The 18,477-nt window shown below is 61.1% G+C and carries 19 protein-coding genes; 11 read left to right on the top strand and 8 right to left on the bottom strand.

The window, feature by feature from the left end; translation table 11 throughout:
* Nucleotides 1-17: 17 nt before the first annotated feature.
* Nucleotides 18-1,433, bottom strand: a complete 1,416-nt coding sequence (locus OKC27_RS00205; RefSeq protein ID WP_270805758.1) for an aminotransferase-like domain-containing protein — start codon at nt 1,431-1,433, stop codon at nt 18-20.
* A gap of 122 nt (nt 1,434-1,555) precedes the next feature.
* Here OKC27_RS00205 and OKC27_RS00200 point away from each other — a divergent pair, with 122 nt between their 5' ends.
* The 8 genes from OKC27_RS00200 to OKC27_RS00165 all read left to right on the top strand — a co-directional run bounded on the left by OKC27_RS00200 (nt 1,556) and on the right by OKC27_RS00165 (nt 8,040).
* Nucleotides 1,556-3,127: a cytochrome ubiquinol oxidase subunit I gene (locus tag OKC27_RS00200; RefSeq protein WP_270805757.1), complete on the top strand. Its 1,572-nt coding sequence runs from the start codon at nt 1,556-1,558 to the stop codon at nt 3,125-3,127.
* On the top strand, nt 3,127-4,266 hold the full coding sequence (gene cydB, locus OKC27_RS00195; protein ID WP_270805756.1) for a cytochrome d ubiquinol oxidase subunit II: 1,140 nt from the start codon (nt 3,127-3,129) through the stop codon (nt 4,264-4,266). Before OKC27_RS00200 ends, cydB begins: the two co-directional genes overlap by 1 nt.
* A 16-nt stretch (nt 4,267-4,282) precedes the next feature.
* Entirely contained in the window at nt 4,283-4,393 is a 111-nt protein-coding gene (cydX, locus tag OKC27_RS00190; RefSeq protein WP_005337572.1) for a cytochrome bd-I oxidase subunit CydX, read from the top strand.
* A 128-nt stretch (nt 4,394-4,521) separates the two neighbouring features.
* Nucleotides 4,522-5,481 carry an MBL fold metallo-hydrolase gene (locus OKC27_RS00185; protein WP_270805755.1) on the top strand — a complete coding sequence of 320 codons (960 nt, stop codon included), beginning with the start codon at nt 4,522-4,524 and terminating at the stop codon, nt 5,479-5,481.
* Complete coding sequence (locus tag OKC27_RS00180) at nt 5,474-5,803, top strand: hypothetical protein (RefSeq protein WP_270805753.1); 330 nt, start codon at nt 5,474-5,476, stop codon at nt 5,801-5,803. Before OKC27_RS00185 ends, OKC27_RS00180 begins: the two co-directional genes overlap by 8 nt.
* Nucleotides 5,791-6,648, top strand: coding sequence for a DUF692 domain-containing protein (locus OKC27_RS00175; protein ID WP_270805752.1), 858 nt, complete (start codon nt 5,791-5,793; stop codon nt 6,646-6,648). Before OKC27_RS00180 ends, OKC27_RS00175 begins: the two co-directional genes overlap by 13 nt.
* On the top strand, nt 6,641-7,435 hold the full coding sequence (locus OKC27_RS00170) for an HvfC/BufC family peptide modification chaperone (protein ID WP_270805751.1): 795 nt from the start codon (nt 6,641-6,643) through the stop codon (nt 7,433-7,435). Before OKC27_RS00175 ends, OKC27_RS00170 begins: the two co-directional genes overlap by 8 nt.
* Nucleotides 7,432-8,040, top strand: coding sequence for an HvfX family Cu-binding RiPP maturation protein (locus OKC27_RS00165; protein ID WP_270805750.1), 609 nt, complete (start codon nt 7,432-7,434; stop codon nt 8,038-8,040). The genes OKC27_RS00170 and OKC27_RS00165 overlap by 4 nt, the downstream gene beginning before the upstream one ends.
* A 98-nt stretch (nt 8,041-8,138) precedes the next feature.
* On the opposite strand, the gene OKC27_RS00160 is transcribed toward OKC27_RS00165, so the two are convergent.
* Nucleotides 8,139-9,317 carry an MFS transporter gene (locus OKC27_RS00160; RefSeq protein ID WP_270805749.1) on the bottom strand — a complete coding sequence of 393 codons (1,179 nt, stop codon included), beginning with the start codon at nt 9,315-9,317 and terminating at the stop codon, nt 8,139-8,141.
* A gap of 354 nt (nt 9,318-9,671) precedes the next feature.
* On the opposite strand from OKC27_RS00160, the gene OKC27_RS00155 reads away from it, so the two are divergent.
* On the top strand, nt 9,672-10,679 hold the full coding sequence (locus tag OKC27_RS00155) for an HAD family hydrolase (protein WP_270805748.1): 1,008 nt from the start codon (nt 9,672-9,674) through the stop codon (nt 10,677-10,679).
* A 163-nt stretch (nt 10,680-10,842) separates the two neighbouring features.
* Here the strand turns inward: OKC27_RS00155 and dkgB are convergent, their stop codons facing one another.
* The 4 genes from dkgB to OKC27_RS00135 all read right to left on the bottom strand — a co-directional run bounded on the left by dkgB (nt 10,843) and on the right by OKC27_RS00135 (nt 12,928).
* Nucleotides 10,843-11,646 (bottom strand): 2,5-didehydrogluconate reductase DkgB, encoded by an 804-nt coding sequence (gene dkgB / locus OKC27_RS00150; protein ID WP_270805747.1) that lies wholly within the window; start codon nt 11,644-11,646, stop codon nt 10,843-10,845.
* Nucleotides 11,647-11,710: 64 nt separating this feature from the next.
* The gene (locus tag OKC27_RS00145) at nt 11,711-12,007 is read right to left on the bottom strand and encodes a putative quinol monooxygenase (RefSeq protein ID WP_270805746.1); all 297 of its coding nucleotides are present in this window, start codon (nt 12,005-12,007) and stop codon (nt 11,711-11,713) included.
* 173 nt (nt 12,008-12,180) lie between these two features.
* Nucleotides 12,181-12,543 (bottom strand): VOC family protein, encoded by a 363-nt coding sequence (locus OKC27_RS00140; RefSeq protein ID WP_270805745.1) that lies wholly within the window; start codon nt 12,541-12,543, stop codon nt 12,181-12,183.
* Complete coding sequence (locus OKC27_RS00135; protein WP_213393081.1) at nt 12,530-12,928, bottom strand: DUF6404 family protein; 399 nt, start codon at nt 12,926-12,928, stop codon at nt 12,530-12,532. The genes OKC27_RS00140 and OKC27_RS00135 overlap by 14 nt, the downstream gene beginning before the upstream one ends.
* Nucleotides 12,929-13,122: 194 nt before the next feature.
* Between OKC27_RS00135 and OKC27_RS00130 the strand changes: the two genes are divergently transcribed.
* Entirely contained in the window at nt 13,123-14,025 is a 903-nt protein-coding gene (locus OKC27_RS00130) for a LysR substrate-binding domain-containing protein (protein WP_270805744.1), read from the top strand.
* A 176-nt stretch (nt 14,026-14,201) separates the two neighbouring features.
* Here the strand turns inward: OKC27_RS00130 and glpK are convergent, their stop codons facing one another.
* Nucleotides 14,202-15,704 (bottom strand): glycerol kinase GlpK, encoded by a 1,503-nt coding sequence (gene glpK / locus OKC27_RS00125; protein WP_042057675.1) that lies wholly within the window; start codon nt 15,702-15,704, stop codon nt 14,202-14,204.
* A 38-nt stretch (nt 15,705-15,742) separates the two neighbouring features.
* Nucleotides 15,743-16,591, bottom strand: a complete 849-nt coding sequence (locus OKC27_RS00120; RefSeq protein ID WP_042057673.1) for an MIP/aquaporin family protein — start codon at nt 16,589-16,591, stop codon at nt 15,743-15,745.
* 498 nt (nt 16,592-17,089) lie between these two features.
* Between OKC27_RS00120 and glpT the strand changes: the two genes are divergently transcribed.
* Nucleotides 17,090-18,448, top strand: a complete 1,359-nt coding sequence (glpT, locus tag OKC27_RS00115) for a glycerol-3-phosphate transporter (RefSeq protein WP_270805743.1) — start codon at nt 17,090-17,092, stop codon at nt 18,446-18,448.
* The last annotated feature ends 29 nt before the right edge of the window (nt 18,449-18,477 follow it).

Here is an 18,477-nt window from a genome sequence, read left to right as displayed (position 1 = left end):
AGCGGCTCTTTGCCACGTTACTTTTCACCGAGTTGTGCGGCAATCAGCGCGGCCAGCCGGGTGAGGGCCTGCTCCAGCTGCTCGCTCCAGGGATGGGAGCTGTTGAGGCGCAGGCAGTGGTTGTGTTGTCCCTGACTGGAAAAGAGGGCGCCGGGAGCCACTGAAAAACCGCTGCCCAGAGCCTTGGCGTGCAGGGCGCGGCTGTCGAAATGGGCAGGCAGCGCCAGCCAGAGGAAGTAGCCGCCATCGGGGGAGGAGATCCGCACCTCGTCCGGCAACAGCCGTTGCAGGGCCGCCCGCATCTGCTGCTGGCGCTGGGCCAGAGTGTGGCGCAGGCGGCGAAAGTGGGCATCGACTCCGCCCTGGCGCAGCATCTCGGCCAGCGCCAGCTGGCTCGGTACATTGGTGGAGAGGGTGGACATCAGCTGCAACCGCTGCACCCGCTCGGCATGGGGCCCTGCCACCACCCAGCCGACCCGAAAGCCCGGCGCCAGACATTTGGAAAAGGAGCTGCAGAGCAGGCTGTCGCCACGCTGATCCCAGTGGCGGATCGGCTTGGGGCGCTCGCGGCCAAAGTAGACCTCCGCATAGACGTCATCCTCCACCAGCGGCACCTTGTGGGCGTTGAGCAGTGCCATCAGCCCCTGTTTGTGCGCATCGGGCATGGTGTGGCCCAGCGGGTGCTGCACATTGCCCATCAACCAGCAGGCCTTGACCGGTATGCGGGTGAGGGCGTCTTTCAATAGCGCCAGATCGATGCCCACCCCCGGAATGACCGGGATCTCCACCGCCTTGAGTTTCAGCCGCTCGATGGCCTGCAGGGCGCCATAGAAGGTGGGGGACTCCACCACCACCCAGTCACCGGGCTCGGTCAGCACCTGCAGACTGAGGGAGAGCGCCTCCATGGCGCCTGTGGTGATGATGATCTCCTGCGGATTGACCGCCACCCCGTCGCTGGCGTAACGCTGAGCGATGGCGCGGCGCAGCGCTTCGTTGCCGGGGGGAAGGTCGGCCACCGTGCTGAAGGGATCGAGCTTGCGCATGCAGCTGGCCAGTGCCCGCCCGAGCTGGGGATGGGGGAACAGGGTCGGGTCGGCCACCGACATGCCAAGGGGCACCAGATCCCGCGATTTGCTCGCTTGCAACACCTCGAACACCAGATCGTTGATATCCACCGAGCCGCTGTAGTGGGTCTGGCTCGGCGTGTGCTGCACGACCTGCGGCGAAGCGGCTTTGACGTAGTAGCCGGACTGGGGGCGGGCGAGGATCCGCCCCTGACTCTCCAGCAGTTGATAGGCCTGCAACACCGTCATGGGGCTGAGCCCGTGGGTCTTGCAGCTCTGGCGAATGGAGGGGATGCGCTCCCCCGGTTGCCAGATGCCATCGTCGATCTGGCTTTGCAGGCGGTCGGCCAACTGCTGGTAAAGGGACATGATCTGGATCAACTGTTATAGGTGTAATTCAATATAACTGCATCTGTTATAGGTGTCATGCTCCGTGATGTACTTGTCACGCACGAAACGTGCAAGGCAAATACAACAAAAGAGAGTGACGCATGATCAATCCGGATGACGTGGTCAGCCTGTCTCGCCTGCAATTTGGCGCCACGGCCCTGTTCCACTTCCTGTTTGTGCCCCTCACGCTGGGGCTGTCCTGGATCCTGGTGATCGCCGAGTCGGCTTATGTGATGACCGGCAAGGTGATCTATCAGGACATCACCCGCTTCTGGGGCAAACTGTTTGGCATCAACTTCGTCATGGGGGTCACCACGGGGATCACCATGGAGTTCCAGTTCGGCACCAACTGGGCTTACTACTCCCACTATGTGGGGGACATCTTCGGTACTCCGCTGGCCATCGAGGGGCTGATGGCTTTCTTCCTCGAATCGACCCTGGTGGGGCTCTTCTTCTTCGGCTGGGACAAGCTCTCTCGCGGCAAGCACCTGCTGGTGACCATGCTGGTGGCGCTCGGCTCCAACCTCTCGGCGCTCTGGATCCTGATCGGCAACGGCTGGATGCAAAACCCGGTGGGAGCCGAGTTCAACCTGCTGACCCAGCGGATGGAGCTGGTGGATATCGCCGCCGTGCTCTTTAACCCGGTGGCGCAGGTGAAGTTCGTTCACACCGTCGCGGCGGGCTATGTGGCGGCCTCCATGTTCGTGATGGGGGTGAGCAGCTGGTATCTGCTGCGCAAGACGGAAGTGCAGTTTGCCCTGCGCTCCTTCGCCATCGCCTCCGGCTTCGGGCTGGCGGCCATCCTCTCGGTCATTGTGCTCGGGGATGAGTCGGGCTATCGCACCGGCGAGGTGCAGAAGGTCAAGCTCGCCGCCATCGAGGCGGAGTGGGAGACCGAGCCTGCGCCTGCGTCATTTACCCTGTTCGGCTTCCCGGATCAGCAGGCGGAAACCACTCACGCCGCCATCAAGATCCCGTATCTGATGGGGATCATCGCCACCCGCTCCATCGACGAGGCGGTGACCGGCCTCAAGGATATCAAGGTGCAGAACGAGGCACGCATTCGCAGCGGCATGGTGGCGGCCGAGGCCCTCGAGCAGATCCGGCAGGGCGATGACACCCCGGCCAACCGCGCCCGCTTCGAGCAGCACGGCAAGGATCTCGGCTACGGCATGCTGCTCACCCCCTATGCCAGCAATATCGCCAAGGCTGGTGAGGCGGAGATTGCCAAAGCGGTCGATGACTCCATCCCGCCGGTGGCGCCGCTCTTCTGGGGCTTTCGGGTGATGGTGGGGCTTGGCGTCACCATGCTGGGGCTGATGGTGGTGAGCTTTGTCCAGCTCTGCCGCAACCGGCTGCAAGACTCGCCACGGCTGCTCAAGACCCTGCTCTGGAGCATTCCGCTGCCCTGGATTGCCATCGAGGCGGGCTGGCTGGTGGCCGAGCTTGGCCGTCAACCCTGGACCATCAGCGATGTGCTGCCGGTCTCGGCCTCGGTCTCTTTGCTTCAGCCGGGCCTACTCTGGTTCAGCCTCATCGCCATCTGTTCCATCTACACCCTGTTGCTGGTGGTGGAGCTGTTCCTGTTGCGCCATGTGATCCGCAAGGGGCCCGCCATTCTCCATACCGGCCGCTACAGCGGTGAACAACCCGAACTTGCGAGGATCGCCTGATGGATTACGCAACCCTGAAACTCATCTGGTGGGCGCTGGTGCTCTTCATGATGGTCGGTTTTATCGTGATGGATGGCTTCGATCTCGGCATCGCCATGCTGTTGCCGGTGGTGTCGAAAGATGACGACGACCGCCGTCTGGTGATCAACAGCGTAGGGCCGGTGTGGGAGGGCAATCAGGTGTGGCTGATCGCTGGTGCCGGTGCCCTGTTCGCCGCCTGGCCGCTGGTTTATGCCGCCGCCTTCTCGGGGCTTTACATCCCCATGGTGGTGCTGCTGCTCGGGCTATTTTTGCGTCCGGTCGGCTTTGACTATCGCAGCAAGCTGGCCGATCCGGTGTGGCGCCGCTGGTGGGATCGGGCACTGGTGGCGGGTGGCCTGATACCGACCCTGATCCTCGGTGTGGCTATCGGTCTGGTGATGGAGGGGCTGCCGTTTCGCTTCGACACGGCGCTGCGTCTGCACTATGGCGCCTTCGACTTCCACTGGGGCTGGCTGCTCTCGGTACTGGCCACTGCCATCAGCCTGTTGCTGCTGCACGGCGCCGGTTTTCTGCAAGCCAAGGTGACCGGCACCCCTGCGCTGCGCGCACGGGGGATCGCCATCCTGCTGGCCCCGCTGGTGAGCCTCTGCTACCTGCTGGCCGGCTGGCATCTGGTGGATCTGCAAGGGTTTCAGCTGACCGGTGTCGGCACACAACCCTTTGACCCGAATGCTGCCATCAGCCCGCTGATGAAGGGGGTGATCCCCCACGCCGGAGGCTGGCTGCGCAACTACTTTGACTATCCGCTGCTGTGGCTGGTGCCGATCATCGGGGCGCTGGCGCCGCTGGTGAGCGGGATTGCCTCCTGGCTGGAGCGGGGCCGGATTGCGCTGCTGGCCAGCGCCATTGCCTGCGCCGCCATGCTCTGCTCGGTGGCCATCGCCCTGTTCCCCTTCGTGCTGCCCTCATCCCTCGATGCGGTCAGCAGCCTGACCCTGTGGGACAGCACCTCCAGCTACAGGACCCTGGCCATCATGTTCGGCCTCGTGCTGGTGCTGATGCCGATCAACCTGGGCTACACCGGCTGGGTCTATCGGGTGGTGCGCGGCAAGCTCGACCGTGCCCGCATCAAGCGCGACAGCCATCAACTCTACTGACCTCAAGGAATCTGCTATGTGGTACTTCACCTGGATTTTGGGCCTCGGATTCGCCCTGCTGCTGGGCCTGTGCAACCTGCTCTGGCTGGAAGCGCGCTGGCAGGCGGACGAACGGGACGGCAACTGACGGCGGGGGCTCGCGCCCCGCTACGGCCGGTGGCTGGCGTTCACACGTCGCCATCGGCCCCTCTCCCCCCTCTTTAAACGATACAAACGACACACTTTCAACCGACAACCAACCGACAGGTAATTGTGATGAAACAGAGATTGAAAGCGGTGGCGCTGGCCATCGGCTGCGCGCTCACCGTCGCCCCGGCCTGTGCCGAACCGGTACAACTGACGCCACTGGATAAAACTTTCACCCTGCAGGTGCTCGGCAGTGGTGGCCCTATCTCCGACGACCTGCGTGCCTCCTCCAGCGAGGTGATCTGGTGGAAGGGAAAATCCCGCATCCTGATCGATGCCGGTGGCGGCGTCTACCTGCGCTTCGGCCAGGCGGGGGCCAAGCTCGAAGAGGTCGATTTTATCGGCATCACCCACTTCCACACCGACCATGTGACCGACCTGCCCGCCCTGCTCAAGGGGGCCTATTTCTTCGAGCGCAGCGATCCGCTGGATCTGGCGGGGCCCGAGGCGGGTTCGGCCTTTCCCAGCATGAGCGGCTACTTCGATGCCCTCTTCAACAAAGAGAAGGGCGCTTATGCCTACCTGAGCGGCTTCAAGGATGGCACCGATGGCCTCTTCCCCATCACCCTCCATGATGTGCCCTACCAGAGCACGCAGCCCCACACCGTTTATCAGCAGGATGGGCTGACCATCACTGCCCTCGGCATCCCCCACGGTGACGTGCCCTGTCTGGCCTACCGGATCCAGAGCGCCGAAGGGAGCATCGTTATCTCGGCGGATCAGAATGGTTCCAACCCCGCCTTCCTCGATTTTGCCCGAGGCGCCGACATTCTGGTGATGCCGCTCGCCATCCACGAAGGGGCCGACTCGGTTTCGGCCTCGCTTCATGCCAAGCCATCTGTGGTGGCCAAGATTGCCGCCGAGGTGAACCCCAAGCTGCTGGTGCTCAACCACTGGATGGGGGTTGGCCTCAATCACAAGAAAGAGGCGATGGCCATCGTCAAACAGCAGTTCCACGGCCAGATCGTGGCCGCCCGCGATCTCTCCAGCTATCCCGTTTCATCCGTCAAGGAGTCCGCCCATGAGTAACTCAAGCAGCAACAAAACCACCGGCAAACTGACCCTCTCCATCGCCATGACCAGCCTGATTGCCCTGACTCCGGGGCTGGCGCTGGCGGCCACCCCGAGCGATGCGCCGGTGAAAGCCGCCCCCAGCGAACAGCACGGCGGCAAGTGCGCGGCGGGCAAGTGTGGCACCGAGAAGCGCTTTGAAAAGCAAGCCCTCGACAGTGATCCGCAGGGGCGGCTGGTGCGCGCCCGCGATGGCAAATGCGGCGTGGCGGGAGAGGGGATTGATGGCGACAGATCCAGAAAGGGCAGCAAGATGACGGAGGGGGTATGCGGCCAATAAGCTCCCGCAGTCGGGGGATCGGGCTGCGTCAGGAGCATATGGATGCGCTCTGCTCCGGCCCCGTCCGCCCCGGCATCGACTTTCTCGAGCTGGCGCCGGAGAACTGGATGGCCATCGGTGGCGCCAAGCGGGCGCAGCTGCATCAGCTGGCCGAGCGTTACCCGCTGGTGGCCCACGGCCTCAGTCTCTCCCTCGGCGATTGCCAGCCCCTCAATCGCACCCTGCTCAGCCAGATCCGCACCTTTCTGGATGAGTTCGGCATCGGGATCTATAGCGAGCATTTGAGCTTTTCCCGCGACCAACAGGGTTATCTCTACGAGCTCTTACCGGTGCCGCGCCAGTGGGAGAACATCCCCTATCTGGCAGAGCGGATCGCGCAGGTGCAGGAGGCGCTGGCCCGCCCGCTGGTGCTGGAAAATATCTCCTACTACCACGGCTATGACCACGAAATGCCGGAGGAGGATTTTCTCGCCGAGCTGGTGGCGCGCAGCGGCTGCGAGCTGCTGCTCGATATCAACAACGTCTTTGTGAATAGCCGCAACCACGGTTACTGCCCCAAGCGGATGATCGCCGGGCTGCCGGGCAATGCGATCCGCTATTTCCATATCGCCGGTCATCTGCAAGAGGCGGACGGCACCTTGCTGGATACCCATGGTCGTCCGGTCTGTGAGGAGGTGGTGGCGCTGGCCCGTTATACGGTGCAGACCCACGGCCTGCGCCCCCTGCTGCTGGAGCGGGATCACCATCTGCCACCGCTGGCAGAGCTGGAGGCCGAGCTGGCGCGGGTGCACGGCACCTGTTGCGAGGCGATCGACCGTCAGGTGCGGGAGGTGCGCTATGGATAGACAGTTATCTCTTATCACTGCGCCCAAAACGGCGCCGCAGCGGATGCAGCAGCAGACCGCCTGGCTGGCGAGCCGGGTGCGGCTGCCGCAGGATGGCATCGCCAGCCACTATGCCCGCAGCGTGCGCGCCAATGTGGAGTCGGTGCTGGAGAGCGCTTTTCCGCTCACCCACGCTCACTGGGCGCCGGTGGACAGATGGCAGCTGGTGGAGGGCTTTGTTATCGCGCACGGCGCCGAGGCCCCCGAGTTTCACCATATCGCCACCGAGTTTGTCCGCTATGTGCAGTATCGCCACGGCGAGGGCTCTCTCAACTGGCCCAAGCAGCGGCTGGCGCTGCTGGAGTACGAGTGGGCCTGCCTCTGTGTCGAGATTGACCAAGGGGTGGTGCCGCAAGTTTTAGCGGGGGAGGAGGTGACGGCGGAGAGTTCACTTGTGCTCAATCCCACCCTGCAACTGCTGGAGCTCCCCTTTGCCATTCGTCGCAGCGGCGTGGTGCCGACCCGGCAGGGCAACCACTTCTATAGCCTGTTTCGCAGCCCGGATCATCAGGTGGTGACCCAGCGGTTGCGCGAATGGGATGTGGCGCTGATCCAGCTGCTGCAACAGCAGCCGGGGATCACCCAAGCCGCGTTCCAGCAACAGGTACAACAGGTTCGCCGCGACTTTGATCTGAGCGAGTGGGCGCGCCATTTTCACCGGCTGGGTCTGCTGACGCAGCCTGTTGGCGAGTGTCAGTCCGGCGCGCCCTTGCCCTCATTTAGCAAACACCAAGGAGAATTCCCATGAACAACACCCTGATCCAGTGGTACGAGCGGGCGGTAGCCCAGTGCAAGCGGCTCGATTTTCTGGCCCTGCTGGCCATTCGCCTCTATCTCATTCCGGTCATCTATGTGGGCGCCCACTCCAAGGTGATGGGCTTTGCCGGCACCGTCGCCTGGTTTGGTGCGCCAGTCTCGGAAGGGGGGCTCAACCTGCCATTCCCGACCCTGCTCGCCTTTCTGGCGGCGGGCACCGAGGTGCTGGGCTGCATCTGCATCGCCCTTGGCCTCTTTACCCGCATCATGGCCATTCCCACCATCTTCCTGATGAGCGTGGCGAGCGCCATGGTGCACTGGAAGCACGGCTGGGACGCCATCGCCACCGGCAGCATGGAGGCCACTGTGCGCCTCAACGGCTTTATCGAGTGGCTGGCCGCCAACTTCCCCGGTCGCTACAACTACATCACCGAGCTCGGGGATCCTGTGATGCTCAACAACGGGATGGAGTTTGCCGCCACCTACTTCGTGATGCTGCTGGTGCTGCTGGTTTACGGTGGTGGCCGCTACGTCAGCCTCGACTACTGGCTCACGCAGGCGGTGAACAAGAGGGCAGTGGTTTCTCGCACGGCATAACAACCAACAAAAATAACAGAGCGTGAAAAGAGACGAGCGGCATAAGCCGCTCGTTTTTATTTGATGAAGGAAGAGGCGGAGCGGCCTGCTGGCACAGCTTATGCCTGACAGGCTGCGAGCCGGAGAGCTTCGCGGCGCTCGCTGACATGGGTTAGCCCGTAGGCCAGCAGCACGATAAGGGCGCCGATCCAGGGGGTGTGCATCAGACCGAGGTGCTCAACCACCAAGCCACCGACCACGGAGCCGAGCGCAATGCCGACGTTGAAGGCGGCAATATTGAGGCCCGATGCCACATCCACCGCCTTGGGGGTGTGCAGTTGGGCCTGCTTCACTACCAGCACCTGCAGACCCGGCACGTTGCCGAAGGCAAAGGCGCCCCACACCAACACGGTGAGCACGGCCAGCACCGGATGGGGGGCGGTGAAGGTGAGGGCCAGCAGCACCAGCGCCAGACCGGCAAACAGCAGTTTCAGCGCCGGCAATGGGCCCATCTTGTCGGCCAGCTTGCCGCCCCAGATATTGCCGATGGCGACCGATACCCCGTACACCAGCAGGATCAGGCTCACGGCACCGGCGCTAAAGCCGCTCACCTGCTGCAGGATGGGGGCGAGGAAGGTAAACGCCGTGAAGGCGCCGCCATAACCAAGGGCGGTCTTGGCGTAGACCAGCAGCAGCGGCTTTTTGGTCAGTACCGAGAGCTGTTCGCGGATGGTCGAAGCTGCCCCCTTGGGCAGGTTGCCCGGGATCAGCAGCAGGCTACCCACCATGGCGACGAGGCCGAGCAGGCTTACTACCAAAAAAGTTTCCCGCCAGCCAAAGACCTGACCAATCCAGGTGCCAAGCGGTACGCCGGTTACCAGCGCCACGGTAAGGCCGCTGAACATGATGGCGATGGCGCTCGCCGCCTTCTCTTTGGCCACAAGACCCGTGGCGATGGTGCTGCCCACCGAGAAGAAGACCCCGTGCGCCAACCCAGTGAGGATACGGGCCACAATCAGGCTCTCGTAACCGGGGGCCTGCCAGGCCAGCAGGTTGCCAGCGGTAAAGAGCGCCATCAGCCCTACCAGCAGCCACTTGCGCGGCACCTTGCCGGTGAGCGCCGTGAGCACAGGGGCGCCGATGGCTACCCCAAGGGCGTAGAGGCTGACCAGCAGGCCCGCCGAGGGGAGCGAGACATTGAGCTGCTCGGCGATGGTGGGGATAAGCCCCACAATCACAAATTCAGTGGTGCCGATCGCAAAGGCACTCAGGGTAAGGGCAAATAACGCCAGTGGCATAACAACTCCTTGGTTAGGGACTCCCGACGGGAGAATGGCGCCAGTATGCCGAGACAGTTTGTTGGCAAAAATGATGGTGACATCAAATTACTTTTGCCAAATCAGCAGCAATGACGATGAGTGGGATGGCGTTGTGTTGCCCGCTGTACGAGCGCAACGCAGTGATCTGCCTCGCAGAACGGGATAAGCGCAGCTCCTTTTTTGAGCTTGCTTAAGCTCCAGTACAAGCTGGCCGCCATAGGGTTGTCCCTGTTAAACCCGTGTGTGTTGAATCCATGTGCGCCGGTGGTGTGATGGCCGTGCGCTTTCATCTACAGGCAATTGATAGGCAACATCCAGCTGACAGGTAACATGATGACATTGAACCGACTCTCCTCTCTTTTGCTGCTGTGCGGCGCCTTTGCGGTACAGGCTGGCCAGAGCGACCCCCTCTCTGCCTGGAATGACACGGCGGCCAAGCAGGCGATCACCCGCTGGGTGACCAATGCCACCGATCAGCAGCTGCCCACCTTTATTCCGCTCGAGAAGCGCCATGTGGTGTTTGACAATGACGGCACCCTCTGGCCGGAAGCGCCCATGACCTATCAGCTGCAGTTTGCGATGGACGAGATCAAGCGCCTTGCACCGGAACACCCGGAGTGGAAGGCCGACCCCATCGTCGCGGCAGTGCTGAACAATGACCTCAAGGCTGTGGCCAAATCGGGGGAGAAGGGGCTCGCCAAGCTGGTGGGGCTGACCCACAGCGGCATGACCACCACCGAGTTTGCCGAGCGGGTCAGCCGCTGGGTCAACAGCAGCAAGGATCCCCGTTTTGGCTGCCACTACGATCAGCTCGGTTATCTGCCGATGAAGCAGCTGCTGGGGTATCTGCGGGACAATGGCTTCCAGACCTGGATTGTCTCTGGCGGCGGCGTCGACTTTATGCGGGTGATGTCCGAGCAGATGTATGGCATCCCGCCCCAGCAGGTGATTGGCTCTTTTACCCTTGGCGAGTTTGCCCTGAACGGGGAGGGCAGCGAGATCCGCAAGACCATGAACGGCGCCTTCTTTGATGATGGCAAGGCGAAACCGGCGGCTATCCACCTCTTTATGGGACAGCGCCCTGTGGCGGCTTTTGGCAACAGCGATGGCGATGTGCCCATGCTGCAATACACCTCGACCAACCCGGATTACCACACCTTTGGCCTGCTGGTGCACCACACCGATGCCAAGCGCGAATACGCCTACGACAGCCATCCGCCAGCCAGCGGCAAGCTGATCGACGGGCTGGCGCAGGCAAAAGCGCGGGGCTGGGTGGTGGTCGATATGAAATCAGACTGGAATCAGGTGTTCGATCCCGCCCTCTGCCAGAACTCGCCCTGATTGCGGGGGCTGCAGCTGGCGTCAACAGGTTGGCTGGAGGTTCAGCAAGCGCAGCAACGCGTGAGGCAAGAAAAGAGACAGGGAGAGCATGATGCTCTCCCTGTTTTATCTGGCTTACTAGCAGATCCTGTCTTTCGTTCGCGTTAGTCTCATGCCTTTCGCGTCAGTCCCACGCGGGGGCAAAATCGGGATTGGCGCAGCGCTCGCCCCGATCCAGCGTGGCGATGGCGGCCATCTCCTCGCTGCTCAAGGTGATATCGAGGGCGGCCAGATTGGCGGCCTGATGCTCCCGCTTGGTGGAGCTCGGTATCACCGCCATCTTCTGGGCCAGTAGCCAGGCCAGCGACACCTGCGCCGCCGATACCCCGTGGCGCTTGCCAATCTCCATCAGCAGCGGCTCGGTGAGCACCTTGCCATAGGCCAGCGGCATATAGGCGGTAACGGCGATACCGTGGGCTTTGCAGAACTCGACCACCTTGTGGTTTTGCAGCAGAGGATGAACCTCGATCTGCTGGTGGGCGATGGCCCCCGGCCCCAGAATATCGATGGCTTCTTTAAGCTGGGCCACGGTGAAGTTGGAGACCCCGATCTCCCTGGTCAGGCCTTGTGCCTTGGCCTCGGCCAATTGCTCCAGATAGACCGCCATCGGCACCTCATCCTTGGGGGAGGGCCAGTGGATCAGCGTCAGATCCAGATAGTCGGTGCCCAGTTTTTCGAGGCTCACCTCAAGGCTCGGGATCAGCTTGCCCGGGCCAAATTCGCTGGTCCACACCTTGGTGGTCAGGTAGATCTCGTGACGGGCAACAGTGTTGCGGGCCAGCACGGCGCCGACCTCGGCTTCGTTGTCATAGATCTGGGCGGTATCGATATGGCGATAGCCCAGCTCCAGACCGTTGGTCAGGGTGGCAAGCAGCGGCTCGCCCTTCAGGCGGAAGGTGCCCAGACCCATGGGTGGCATATTGATCATCTCGTTCCTCAATGGGGTGGTGGTTGGCCCTTGACGGGCTAATCGGGAGCGGCGCAAGTGCCCGTCAGGCGACCAGCGGCTGATAGCGGCGAATGGTGCTGTCGGCAAACCAGGGCTCGGCCTTGGCGACAAATTCGGTAAAGTGGGGCTGGCCCTGATGGGTGGTGAGGGCCGCTTCGCTCTCCCATACCTCGTAGAGCATCCAGCTGTGGGGATGGTCCAAGTCCTGATGCAGCTGATAGCGCTGGCAGCCCGCTTCTTGCTGGGTGGCCGCAATCAGCGGCTCAAGGGCGGCGTGAAACTGGGCGGCGAATTCGGGTTTGGCTTCAAGCTGGGCAATCACAATCACGGGTGATGACATCTGAACCTCCTTGGCAAAAACGAAGGGTCAGTATGCCTGCCGTGACTGGCTGGAAACAGGGCGCTGGTCGCAAAACAGTATTGGGGGGAGAGCAGCAATCCTGCAGCAAGAAATACATGGCGCAAGTGCCATGGAAAAAATGAGAAAAGGGGCGGGCGTACCGCCCTACATCATCAGGCGCGGGAAGGCTCCGACCAGACTGCAAACTCATTACCGCTGGGCTCAACGAAGTGGAAACGGCGGCCACCGGGAAAGTCGAATAGTGGGCGACTGATGGTGCCACCGTGTTGGCTCACTTTGGCTTGAGTCGCTTCAATATCGGCGCTGTAGAACACCAGTAGGGCTCCGCCCTGCGCGGTCTGGTTGCACTGATCAGCACGATAGAATCCGCCATCCAGCCCCTCATCGGCAAAGGCGCAGTAGTCGGGGCCGTAATCGACAAACTGCCAGCCAAATACGGCCTGAAAGAAGGTTTTAGTCGCGGAAAGATCTCGCGCTGCAAACTCCACATAGTTCAGTTTTTCATGGACGTTCATGCCATTCCTCTCCCTCAACATCAGCATCGATGGGTTCAGCAAGTTGCTCCCACGGGGTCAGTTTAAGCTGCTTGCGCCGTAGCCAGAGCCAAGATGCCATGGTCAGGCCGCAGAATCCCGCAAACAGGGCTGTTTGGCGCAGGGCAAACAGCGGATCTATCCCCATGGGGTGCCAACTGAAAAACCACATCGCCATGCCCCATACCAGACCAATGCCTACCCCGAATACCAGAACGTTGGTTAGCCAGCCCTCATAGTGAGGCGGTTTGACGGGATAACCGAACCTGCGCAGCAGTCTGCACAGCGGGGGATTGTAGTTGGCATGCCATACCCCTTTGTTAGCCAGCTCCTGATGGGCGGCGGCCAGCCGTTCTTCAAATGTCATGGTATTCATCCTTGTGAAATAATTGGTGCCATACGGTGCTTTTCAGGCTGCATTGTACTGACAAATCGCAAGCATGGTGTGGGCTCGCGGTCACGTTCTTTCTCTGTAGAAAAACAGATCTGGCCCACCGGCCCCTTGCCAACCCACAGCGGCTACGCCTATAAAGGCCCATTACTCTTGTCTGGATAACAGCAATGAAGACCCATTCTGATGAACTGACCCTGTTTGTGGCGGTGGTGGAGGCGGGCAGTTTTCGCCAGGCGGCGGAGAACCTTGGCATGGACAACTCGGTGGTGAGCCGTGGCATCAAACGGCTGGAGGAGAAGCTCGCCACCATGCTGCTCAATCGTACCACCCGCCGGGTCAGCCTGACCGAGGAGGGGAGCTGGTTCTATCAGCGGGCGGTGAAGATCCTGACCGAGATGAGCGAGGCGGAGGGGCATCTGCTGATGCGCCGGGAGCAGCCGGAGGGGATCTTGCGGGTCGATGCCGCCACCCCGTTTATCCTGCACCGGTTGGTGCCGATCATCGGCGAGTTTCGCCGCCGCTACCCCGCCATCGAGTTGCAGTTGCACAGCTCGGAGGGCTTTATCAATCTGATGGAGCGGCGGGTGGACATGGCCATCCGCATCGGCGAGCTGACCGACTCCTCCCTGCGCGCACTGCCGCTGGGTCGTTCGCGGCTGCGCCTGCTCGCTTCCCCCGGCTATTTGAGCGAGCGTGGCACCCCGCGCCAACCGGCGGATCTGCTGAGCGGTCACGAGCTGCTCGGCTTTTTGCATCCCGATCACCTCAACCACTGGCCGCTGCTCAGTGCCGAGCAGGGGGATCGCTTTGCCATCACCCCCAGCCTGCGTGCCAGCAGCGGTGAGACCCTGCGCCAGCTGGCGCTGCGAGGGCAGGGGATCGTCTGTCTGTCGGACTTTATGACCGGGCAGGATCGGGAGAGCGGGGCGCTGGTGGAGGTGCTGGCGCGCAATAACAGCGGCGCCTCGCGCCCCATCAATGCGGTCTTCTACTCCGATGCCCAGCGGGATATCCGGCTGCGGGTCTGGCTCGATTTTCTTAAAGAACAGCTGGGCAGCCACTCACTCTGATGCGGTGGGCCCGGATGCGCGGTGGGTGGCTGGGCAAGGGCGTTGGCGCAGCATGTGTGAATTATTCAGACGGCGCCAAGCTGGCAATGTAACAGCCTGCCGGAAATGTAAAAAAAGAGGCCGACATTGCTGTCGGCCTCTCTGGTTTTTATCTCAACGGGAGGTCAGTTGCCCGATCACTCCTCTTCAGCCCAGCGGCGTGAACGCTCGACCGCTTTCTGCCAGCCGCTATAACGTTTGGCGCGATCTTCTCTGTCCATCTGCGGGATGAACTCGCGGTCCACGCTGAACTTGTCTTCCAGCTCGTCGGAGCTCTTCCAGAAGCCGACGGCCAGACCCGCCAGGAAGGCGGCGCCCATGGCGGTGGTCTCGATGCGAGTCGGACGTACCACCGGGGTGTGCATCATGTCAGCCTGGAACTGCATCAGGAAGTCGTTGGCCACGGCGCCGCCGTCCACTTTCAGCGCTGCCAGCTTGATGCCGGAGTCCTGCTGCATCGCATCCAGCACATCGCGGCTCTGATAGGCGATTGATTCCAGCGCGGCACGGATGATGTGGTTGCGGTTGGCGCCACGGGTCAGACCGACCATGGTGCCGCGAGCATACGGATCCCAGTAGGGCGCGCCCAGACCGACGAAGGCCGGTACCAGATAGACGCCGTTGGTATCACCCACCTTGGAGGCGAAGTAGTCGGTATCGCGGGCATCGTGAATGATCTTCAGCTCGTCACGCAGCCACTGGATGGTGGCGCCACCCATAAACACCGCACCTTCCAGTGCGTAGTTCACTTCCCCTTTCGGGCCGATGGCGACGGTGGTCAGCAGGCCGTTATTGGAGCGAACTGGTTCGGTGCCGGTGTTCATCAGCATGAAGCAGCCGGTGCCGTAGGTGTTCTTGGCCATCCCTTTTTCAAAGCAGAGCTGACCGAACAGGGCAGACTGCTGGTCACCGGCAATACCGGCGATGGGGATGCGGGAGCCGCCGCCACGGGTGGTGTAGCCGTACACTTCGGAAGAGGGTTTCACTTCCGGCAGCATTGACATCGGGATGCCCAGCTCGTCCAGCATCTTCTCGTCCCACTTCAGGTCGCGGATGTTGTAGAGCATGGTACGGGAGGCGTTGGTCGGGTCAGTGACGTGTACTTCGCCATTGGTCATCTTCCAGACCAGCCAGGTGTCGATGGTGCCAAACAGCAGCTCGCCGTTCATTGCCTTCTCGCGGGCACCTTCCACGTTGTCGAGGATCCACTTCACCTTGGTACCGGAGAAGTAGGCATCCAGCACCAGGCCGGTATTGTCACGGACGTACTCTTCCAGACCGCGCGCTTTCAGCTCTTCACAGATGGCGGCGGTACGGCGGCACTGCCAGACGATGGCGTTGTAGATGGGCTTGCCGGTGGCTTTTTCCCAGACGACGGTGGTTTCACGCTGGTTGGTGATACCGATGGCGGCGATCTCTTCGCTGCGCAGGCCGCTCTTGGCCAGCACTTCGGTAAAGACGGAGGATTGGGTCGCCCAGATCTCCATCGGGTCGTGCTCTACCCAGCCCGCTTTCGGGTAGTGCTGGGTAAATTCGCGCTGTGAGGTCGCGACTATGTTGGCGTCCTGATCAAACACGATGGCGCGGGAAGAGGTGGTACCCTGGTCCAGAGCGACGACATATTTCTTTTCTGCAGACATGATGTTCTCCACGTTTATTTTCTACGTTGGGTGCCGTCTTACGCGGCAGCCTCTTCTTTGGTGGTTTGGGTAGCTTGCTCGGCGGCGGCAACACGGTTGCCCGGGACGCAGGGAGCCAGCACTTTGACATACAGAGCGGTACCAAGCTGGGCGCCAACGATGGGGCCAAGGATCGGAACCCAGAAGTAGGGGTTGTCACGACCACCGGTCAGGGCGACATCACCCCAGCCAGCAAAGAACGCGAACAGTTTCGGACCAAAGTCACGGGCCGGGTTCATGGCAAAACCGGTTAACGGGCCAAGGGAGGCGCCGATCACCGCGATCAGGATACCGATCAGCAGGGCGGCCGCGAAACCTTTGGGGGCGCCGTTGTTGTTGTCACCCAGCGCCATGATGCCCAGCATCAGCACGGCGGTGATCACCAGCTCGACGGCGAAGGCTTGCATGTTGGTCAGCAGGGCGTTCGGGTAGGTGGAGAAGATCCCGGCGGTGCCGAGGCTCTCGACGCTGCCGCGCACCACGTTATGGGTCACTTCCCACTGGGTGAAAAGGTTACCATAAAGGAAGTAGACAAGGGCCGCGAAGCAGAAGGCACCAGCCATCTGGGCGATGATGTAGGGCACTACCTTGCGCTTGTCGAACCCGCAGAAGGTCATCAGCGCCAGGGTAACAGCCGGGTTCAGGTGGGCACCTGAAATACCGCCGGTCACATAGATGGCGATCGCGACGCCCAGACCCCAGGTAATGGAGATTTCCCATTGTCCGAAGTTGGCGCCTGCCAGCACCAGAGCGGCGACACAGCCGACGCCGAAAAATATCAGCAAGCCGGTTCCGATAAACTCGGCGATGCATTCGCCAAGCAGGGTATTGGGTCTTTGTATGCTCATATCTTTATTCCTTATATCCACCCGTAGAGGCCATAGAGGTTTAATGTTCCGTTTTTCATTTTTGTGTCTATCCGTTGCGGCCGAAAACGTTTTCTTGTTGTTTTTGCGTCTTGCGCAAACGTTATGCTCGTTTGCGCTCGTTATCGGACGAGAGAGAAAATAAACCTTCCCGCGAAATTCACCATCCCCCTGCCATGGGAAATGTGGACAAGATCCCACTCATTGCTAAGAAAATGTGACGTATAGCAACTTGATGGCGGCAAGATACCACTAAGGGGGTACTCTCTATCCCTTGTCCGGCAAGGGTTTGAGGCAGATGAGTAACTGCTCATTTGGAACTTTTATTTGTAATAAAAATGAAATATTTGAGCATGCATCACAGATTAAATGAGCGCATATGAGCACAATGGGCTCGCTTACGAATCAGTGGACTCACATGGTTCGTCGGAATGGTCAGGGCATCCTCAACCGCCCATAACAACAATAAGGAAGCAGAACATGCTTAGTCTCTTCAGGCCTGCGGCGCACATCGACAGGCTCCCGGCTGACAAGGTCGATCCCTTCTACAAACGCATGCGTTGGCAGGTGTTCTTCGGGATCTTCTTCGGTTATGCCGGTTACTACCTGGTACGGAAAAACTTCAGTCTGGCGATGCCCTATCTGGTCGAGCAGGGCTTCTCTCGTGGCGATCTGGGTCTGGCCCTCTCCGGGGTGTCCATCGCTTACGGCTTGTCCAAGTTCCTGATGGGGAACGTCTCTGACCGTTCCAACGCCCGTTACTTCCTCTCCGCCGGTCTGCTGCTCTCGGCCGGTATCATGTTCATGATGGGTACCATGCACTGGGCCACCTCCAGCATCGCCATCATGTTCGTGCTCTTGTTCCTGAACGGCTGGGCACAGGGCATGGGCTGGCCGCCCTGCGGTCGCACCATGGTGCACTGGTGGTCACAGAAAGAGCGCGGCGAAGTGGTTGCGGTCTGGAACGTGGCGCATAACGTGGGCGGCGGCATGATTGGCCCGCTGTTTATCCTCGGGATGGGCTGGTTCAACGACTGGCGCAGCGCCTTCTATGTGCCTGCGGCAGCGGCGGCTGCCATCGCGGTGATCGCCTTCTTCGTGATGCGTGATACCCCGCAATCGGTCGGTCTGCCTCCCATCGAGGAGTACAAGGACGACTATCCGAAGGATTACAACGCGAGCCATGAGCAGGAGTTTTCCGCCAAGGAGATCTTCGTCAAGTACGTGCTGCACAACAAACTGCTGTGGTACATCGCGATCGCCAACGCCTTCGTTTACCTCATTCGTTACGGTGTGCTGGACTGGGCGCCAACCTACCTGAAAGAGGCCAAGCACTTTACCGTCGACAACTCCTCCTGGGCTTACTTCCTCTACGAGTGGGCCGGTATTCCGGGCACCCTGCTGTGTGGCTGGATCTCTGACAAGATGTTCCAGGGCCGCCGCGCGCCAGCCGGTATCCTGTTCATGGTGCTGGTGACCGTGGCTGTGCTGGTCTACTGGTTCAACCCGGCTGGCAACCCGACCGTCGACATGATGGCGCTGGTAGCTATCGGCTTCCTGATCTACGGTCCTGTCATGCTGATCGGCCTCTATGCCCTTGAGCTGGCACCGAAGAAAGCTGCCGGTACTGCGGCAGGTTTCACCGGTCTGTTCGGTTATCTGGGCGGCGCTGTGGCAGCCAACGCCATGCTGGGTTATACCGTTGACCACTTCGGTTGGGATGGCGGCTTCCTGGTGCTGACCGTATTGTGCGTGCTCTCCATCATCCTGCTGGCGATGACCCTCAAACACGAGAACATTGCCGTTGCGGCCAAGAAAGCGGCTGCCAATAAGGCATAAAACGTGATCGTCAGCTTATTGATCCCAAA

Origin of the sequence: Aeromonas sp. QDB62 (assembly GCF_027705695.1) — a bacterium.
GTDB lineage: Bacteria > Pseudomonadota > Gammaproteobacteria > Enterobacterales > Aeromonadaceae > Aeromonas > Aeromonas allosaccharophila.
Note: the sequence above shows the minus strand (reverse complement) of the source record. Positions and strands in the feature narration are given on the sequence as shown.

Coding starts and splice junctions, on each gene's coding strand:
- OKC27_RS00205 (WP_270805758.1), bottom strand. CDS start 1,433: ATGTCCCTTTACCAGCAGTTGGCCGACCGCCTGCAAAGCCAGATCGAC.
- OKC27_RS00200 (WP_270805757.1), top strand. CDS start 1,556: ATGATCAATCCGGATGACGTGGTCAGCCTGTCTCGCCTGCAATTTGGC.
- cydB (WP_270805756.1), top strand. CDS start 3,127: ATGGATTACGCAACCCTGAAACTCATCTGGTGGGCGCTGGTGCTCTTC.
- cydX (WP_005337572.1), top strand. CDS start 4,283: ATGTGGTACTTCACCTGGATTTTGGGCCTCGGATTCGCCCTGCTGCTG.
- OKC27_RS00185 (WP_270805755.1), top strand. CDS start 4,522: ATGAAACAGAGATTGAAAGCGGTGGCGCTGGCCATCGGCTGCGCGCTC.
- OKC27_RS00180 (WP_270805753.1), top strand. CDS start 5,474: ATGAGTAACTCAAGCAGCAACAAAACCACCGGCAAACTGACCCTCTCC.
- OKC27_RS00175 (WP_270805752.1), top strand. CDS start 5,791: ATGCGGCCAATAAGCTCCCGCAGTCGGGGGATCGGGCTGCGTCAGGAG.
- OKC27_RS00170 (WP_270805751.1), top strand. CDS start 6,641: ATGGATAGACAGTTATCTCTTATCACTGCGCCCAAAACGGCGCCGCAG.
- OKC27_RS00165 (WP_270805750.1), top strand. CDS start 7,432: ATGAACAACACCCTGATCCAGTGGTACGAGCGGGCGGTAGCCCAGTGC.
- OKC27_RS00160 (WP_270805749.1), bottom strand. CDS start 9,317: ATGCCACTGGCGTTATTTGCCCTTACCCTGAGTGCCTTTGCGATCGGC.
- OKC27_RS00155 (WP_270805748.1), top strand. CDS start 9,672: ATGACATTGAACCGACTCTCCTCTCTTTTGCTGCTGTGCGGCGCCTTT.
- dkgB (WP_270805747.1), bottom strand. CDS start 11,646: ATGATCAATATGCCACCCATGGGTCTGGGCACCTTCCGCCTGAAGGGC.
- OKC27_RS00145 (WP_270805746.1), bottom strand. CDS start 12,007: ATGTCATCACCCGTGATTGTGATTGCCCAGCTTGAAGCCAAACCCGAA.
- OKC27_RS00140 (WP_270805745.1), bottom strand. CDS start 12,543: ATGAACGTCCATGAAAAACTGAACTATGTGGAGTTTGCAGCGCGAGAT.
- OKC27_RS00135 (WP_213393081.1), bottom strand. CDS start 12,928: ATGACATTTGAAGAACGGCTGGCCGCCGCCCATCAGGAGCTGGCTAAC.
- OKC27_RS00130 (WP_270805744.1), top strand. CDS start 13,123: ATGAAGACCCATTCTGATGAACTGACCCTGTTTGTGGCGGTGGTGGAG.
- glpK (WP_042057675.1), bottom strand. CDS start 15,704: ATGTCTGCAGAAAAGAAATATGTCGTCGCTCTGGACCAGGGTACCACC.
- OKC27_RS00120 (WP_042057673.1), bottom strand. CDS start 16,591: ATGAGCATACAAAGACCCAATACCCTGCTTGGCGAATGCATCGCCGAG.
- glpT (WP_270805743.1), top strand. CDS start 17,090: ATGCTTAGTCTCTTCAGGCCTGCGGCGCACATCGACAGGCTCCCGGCT.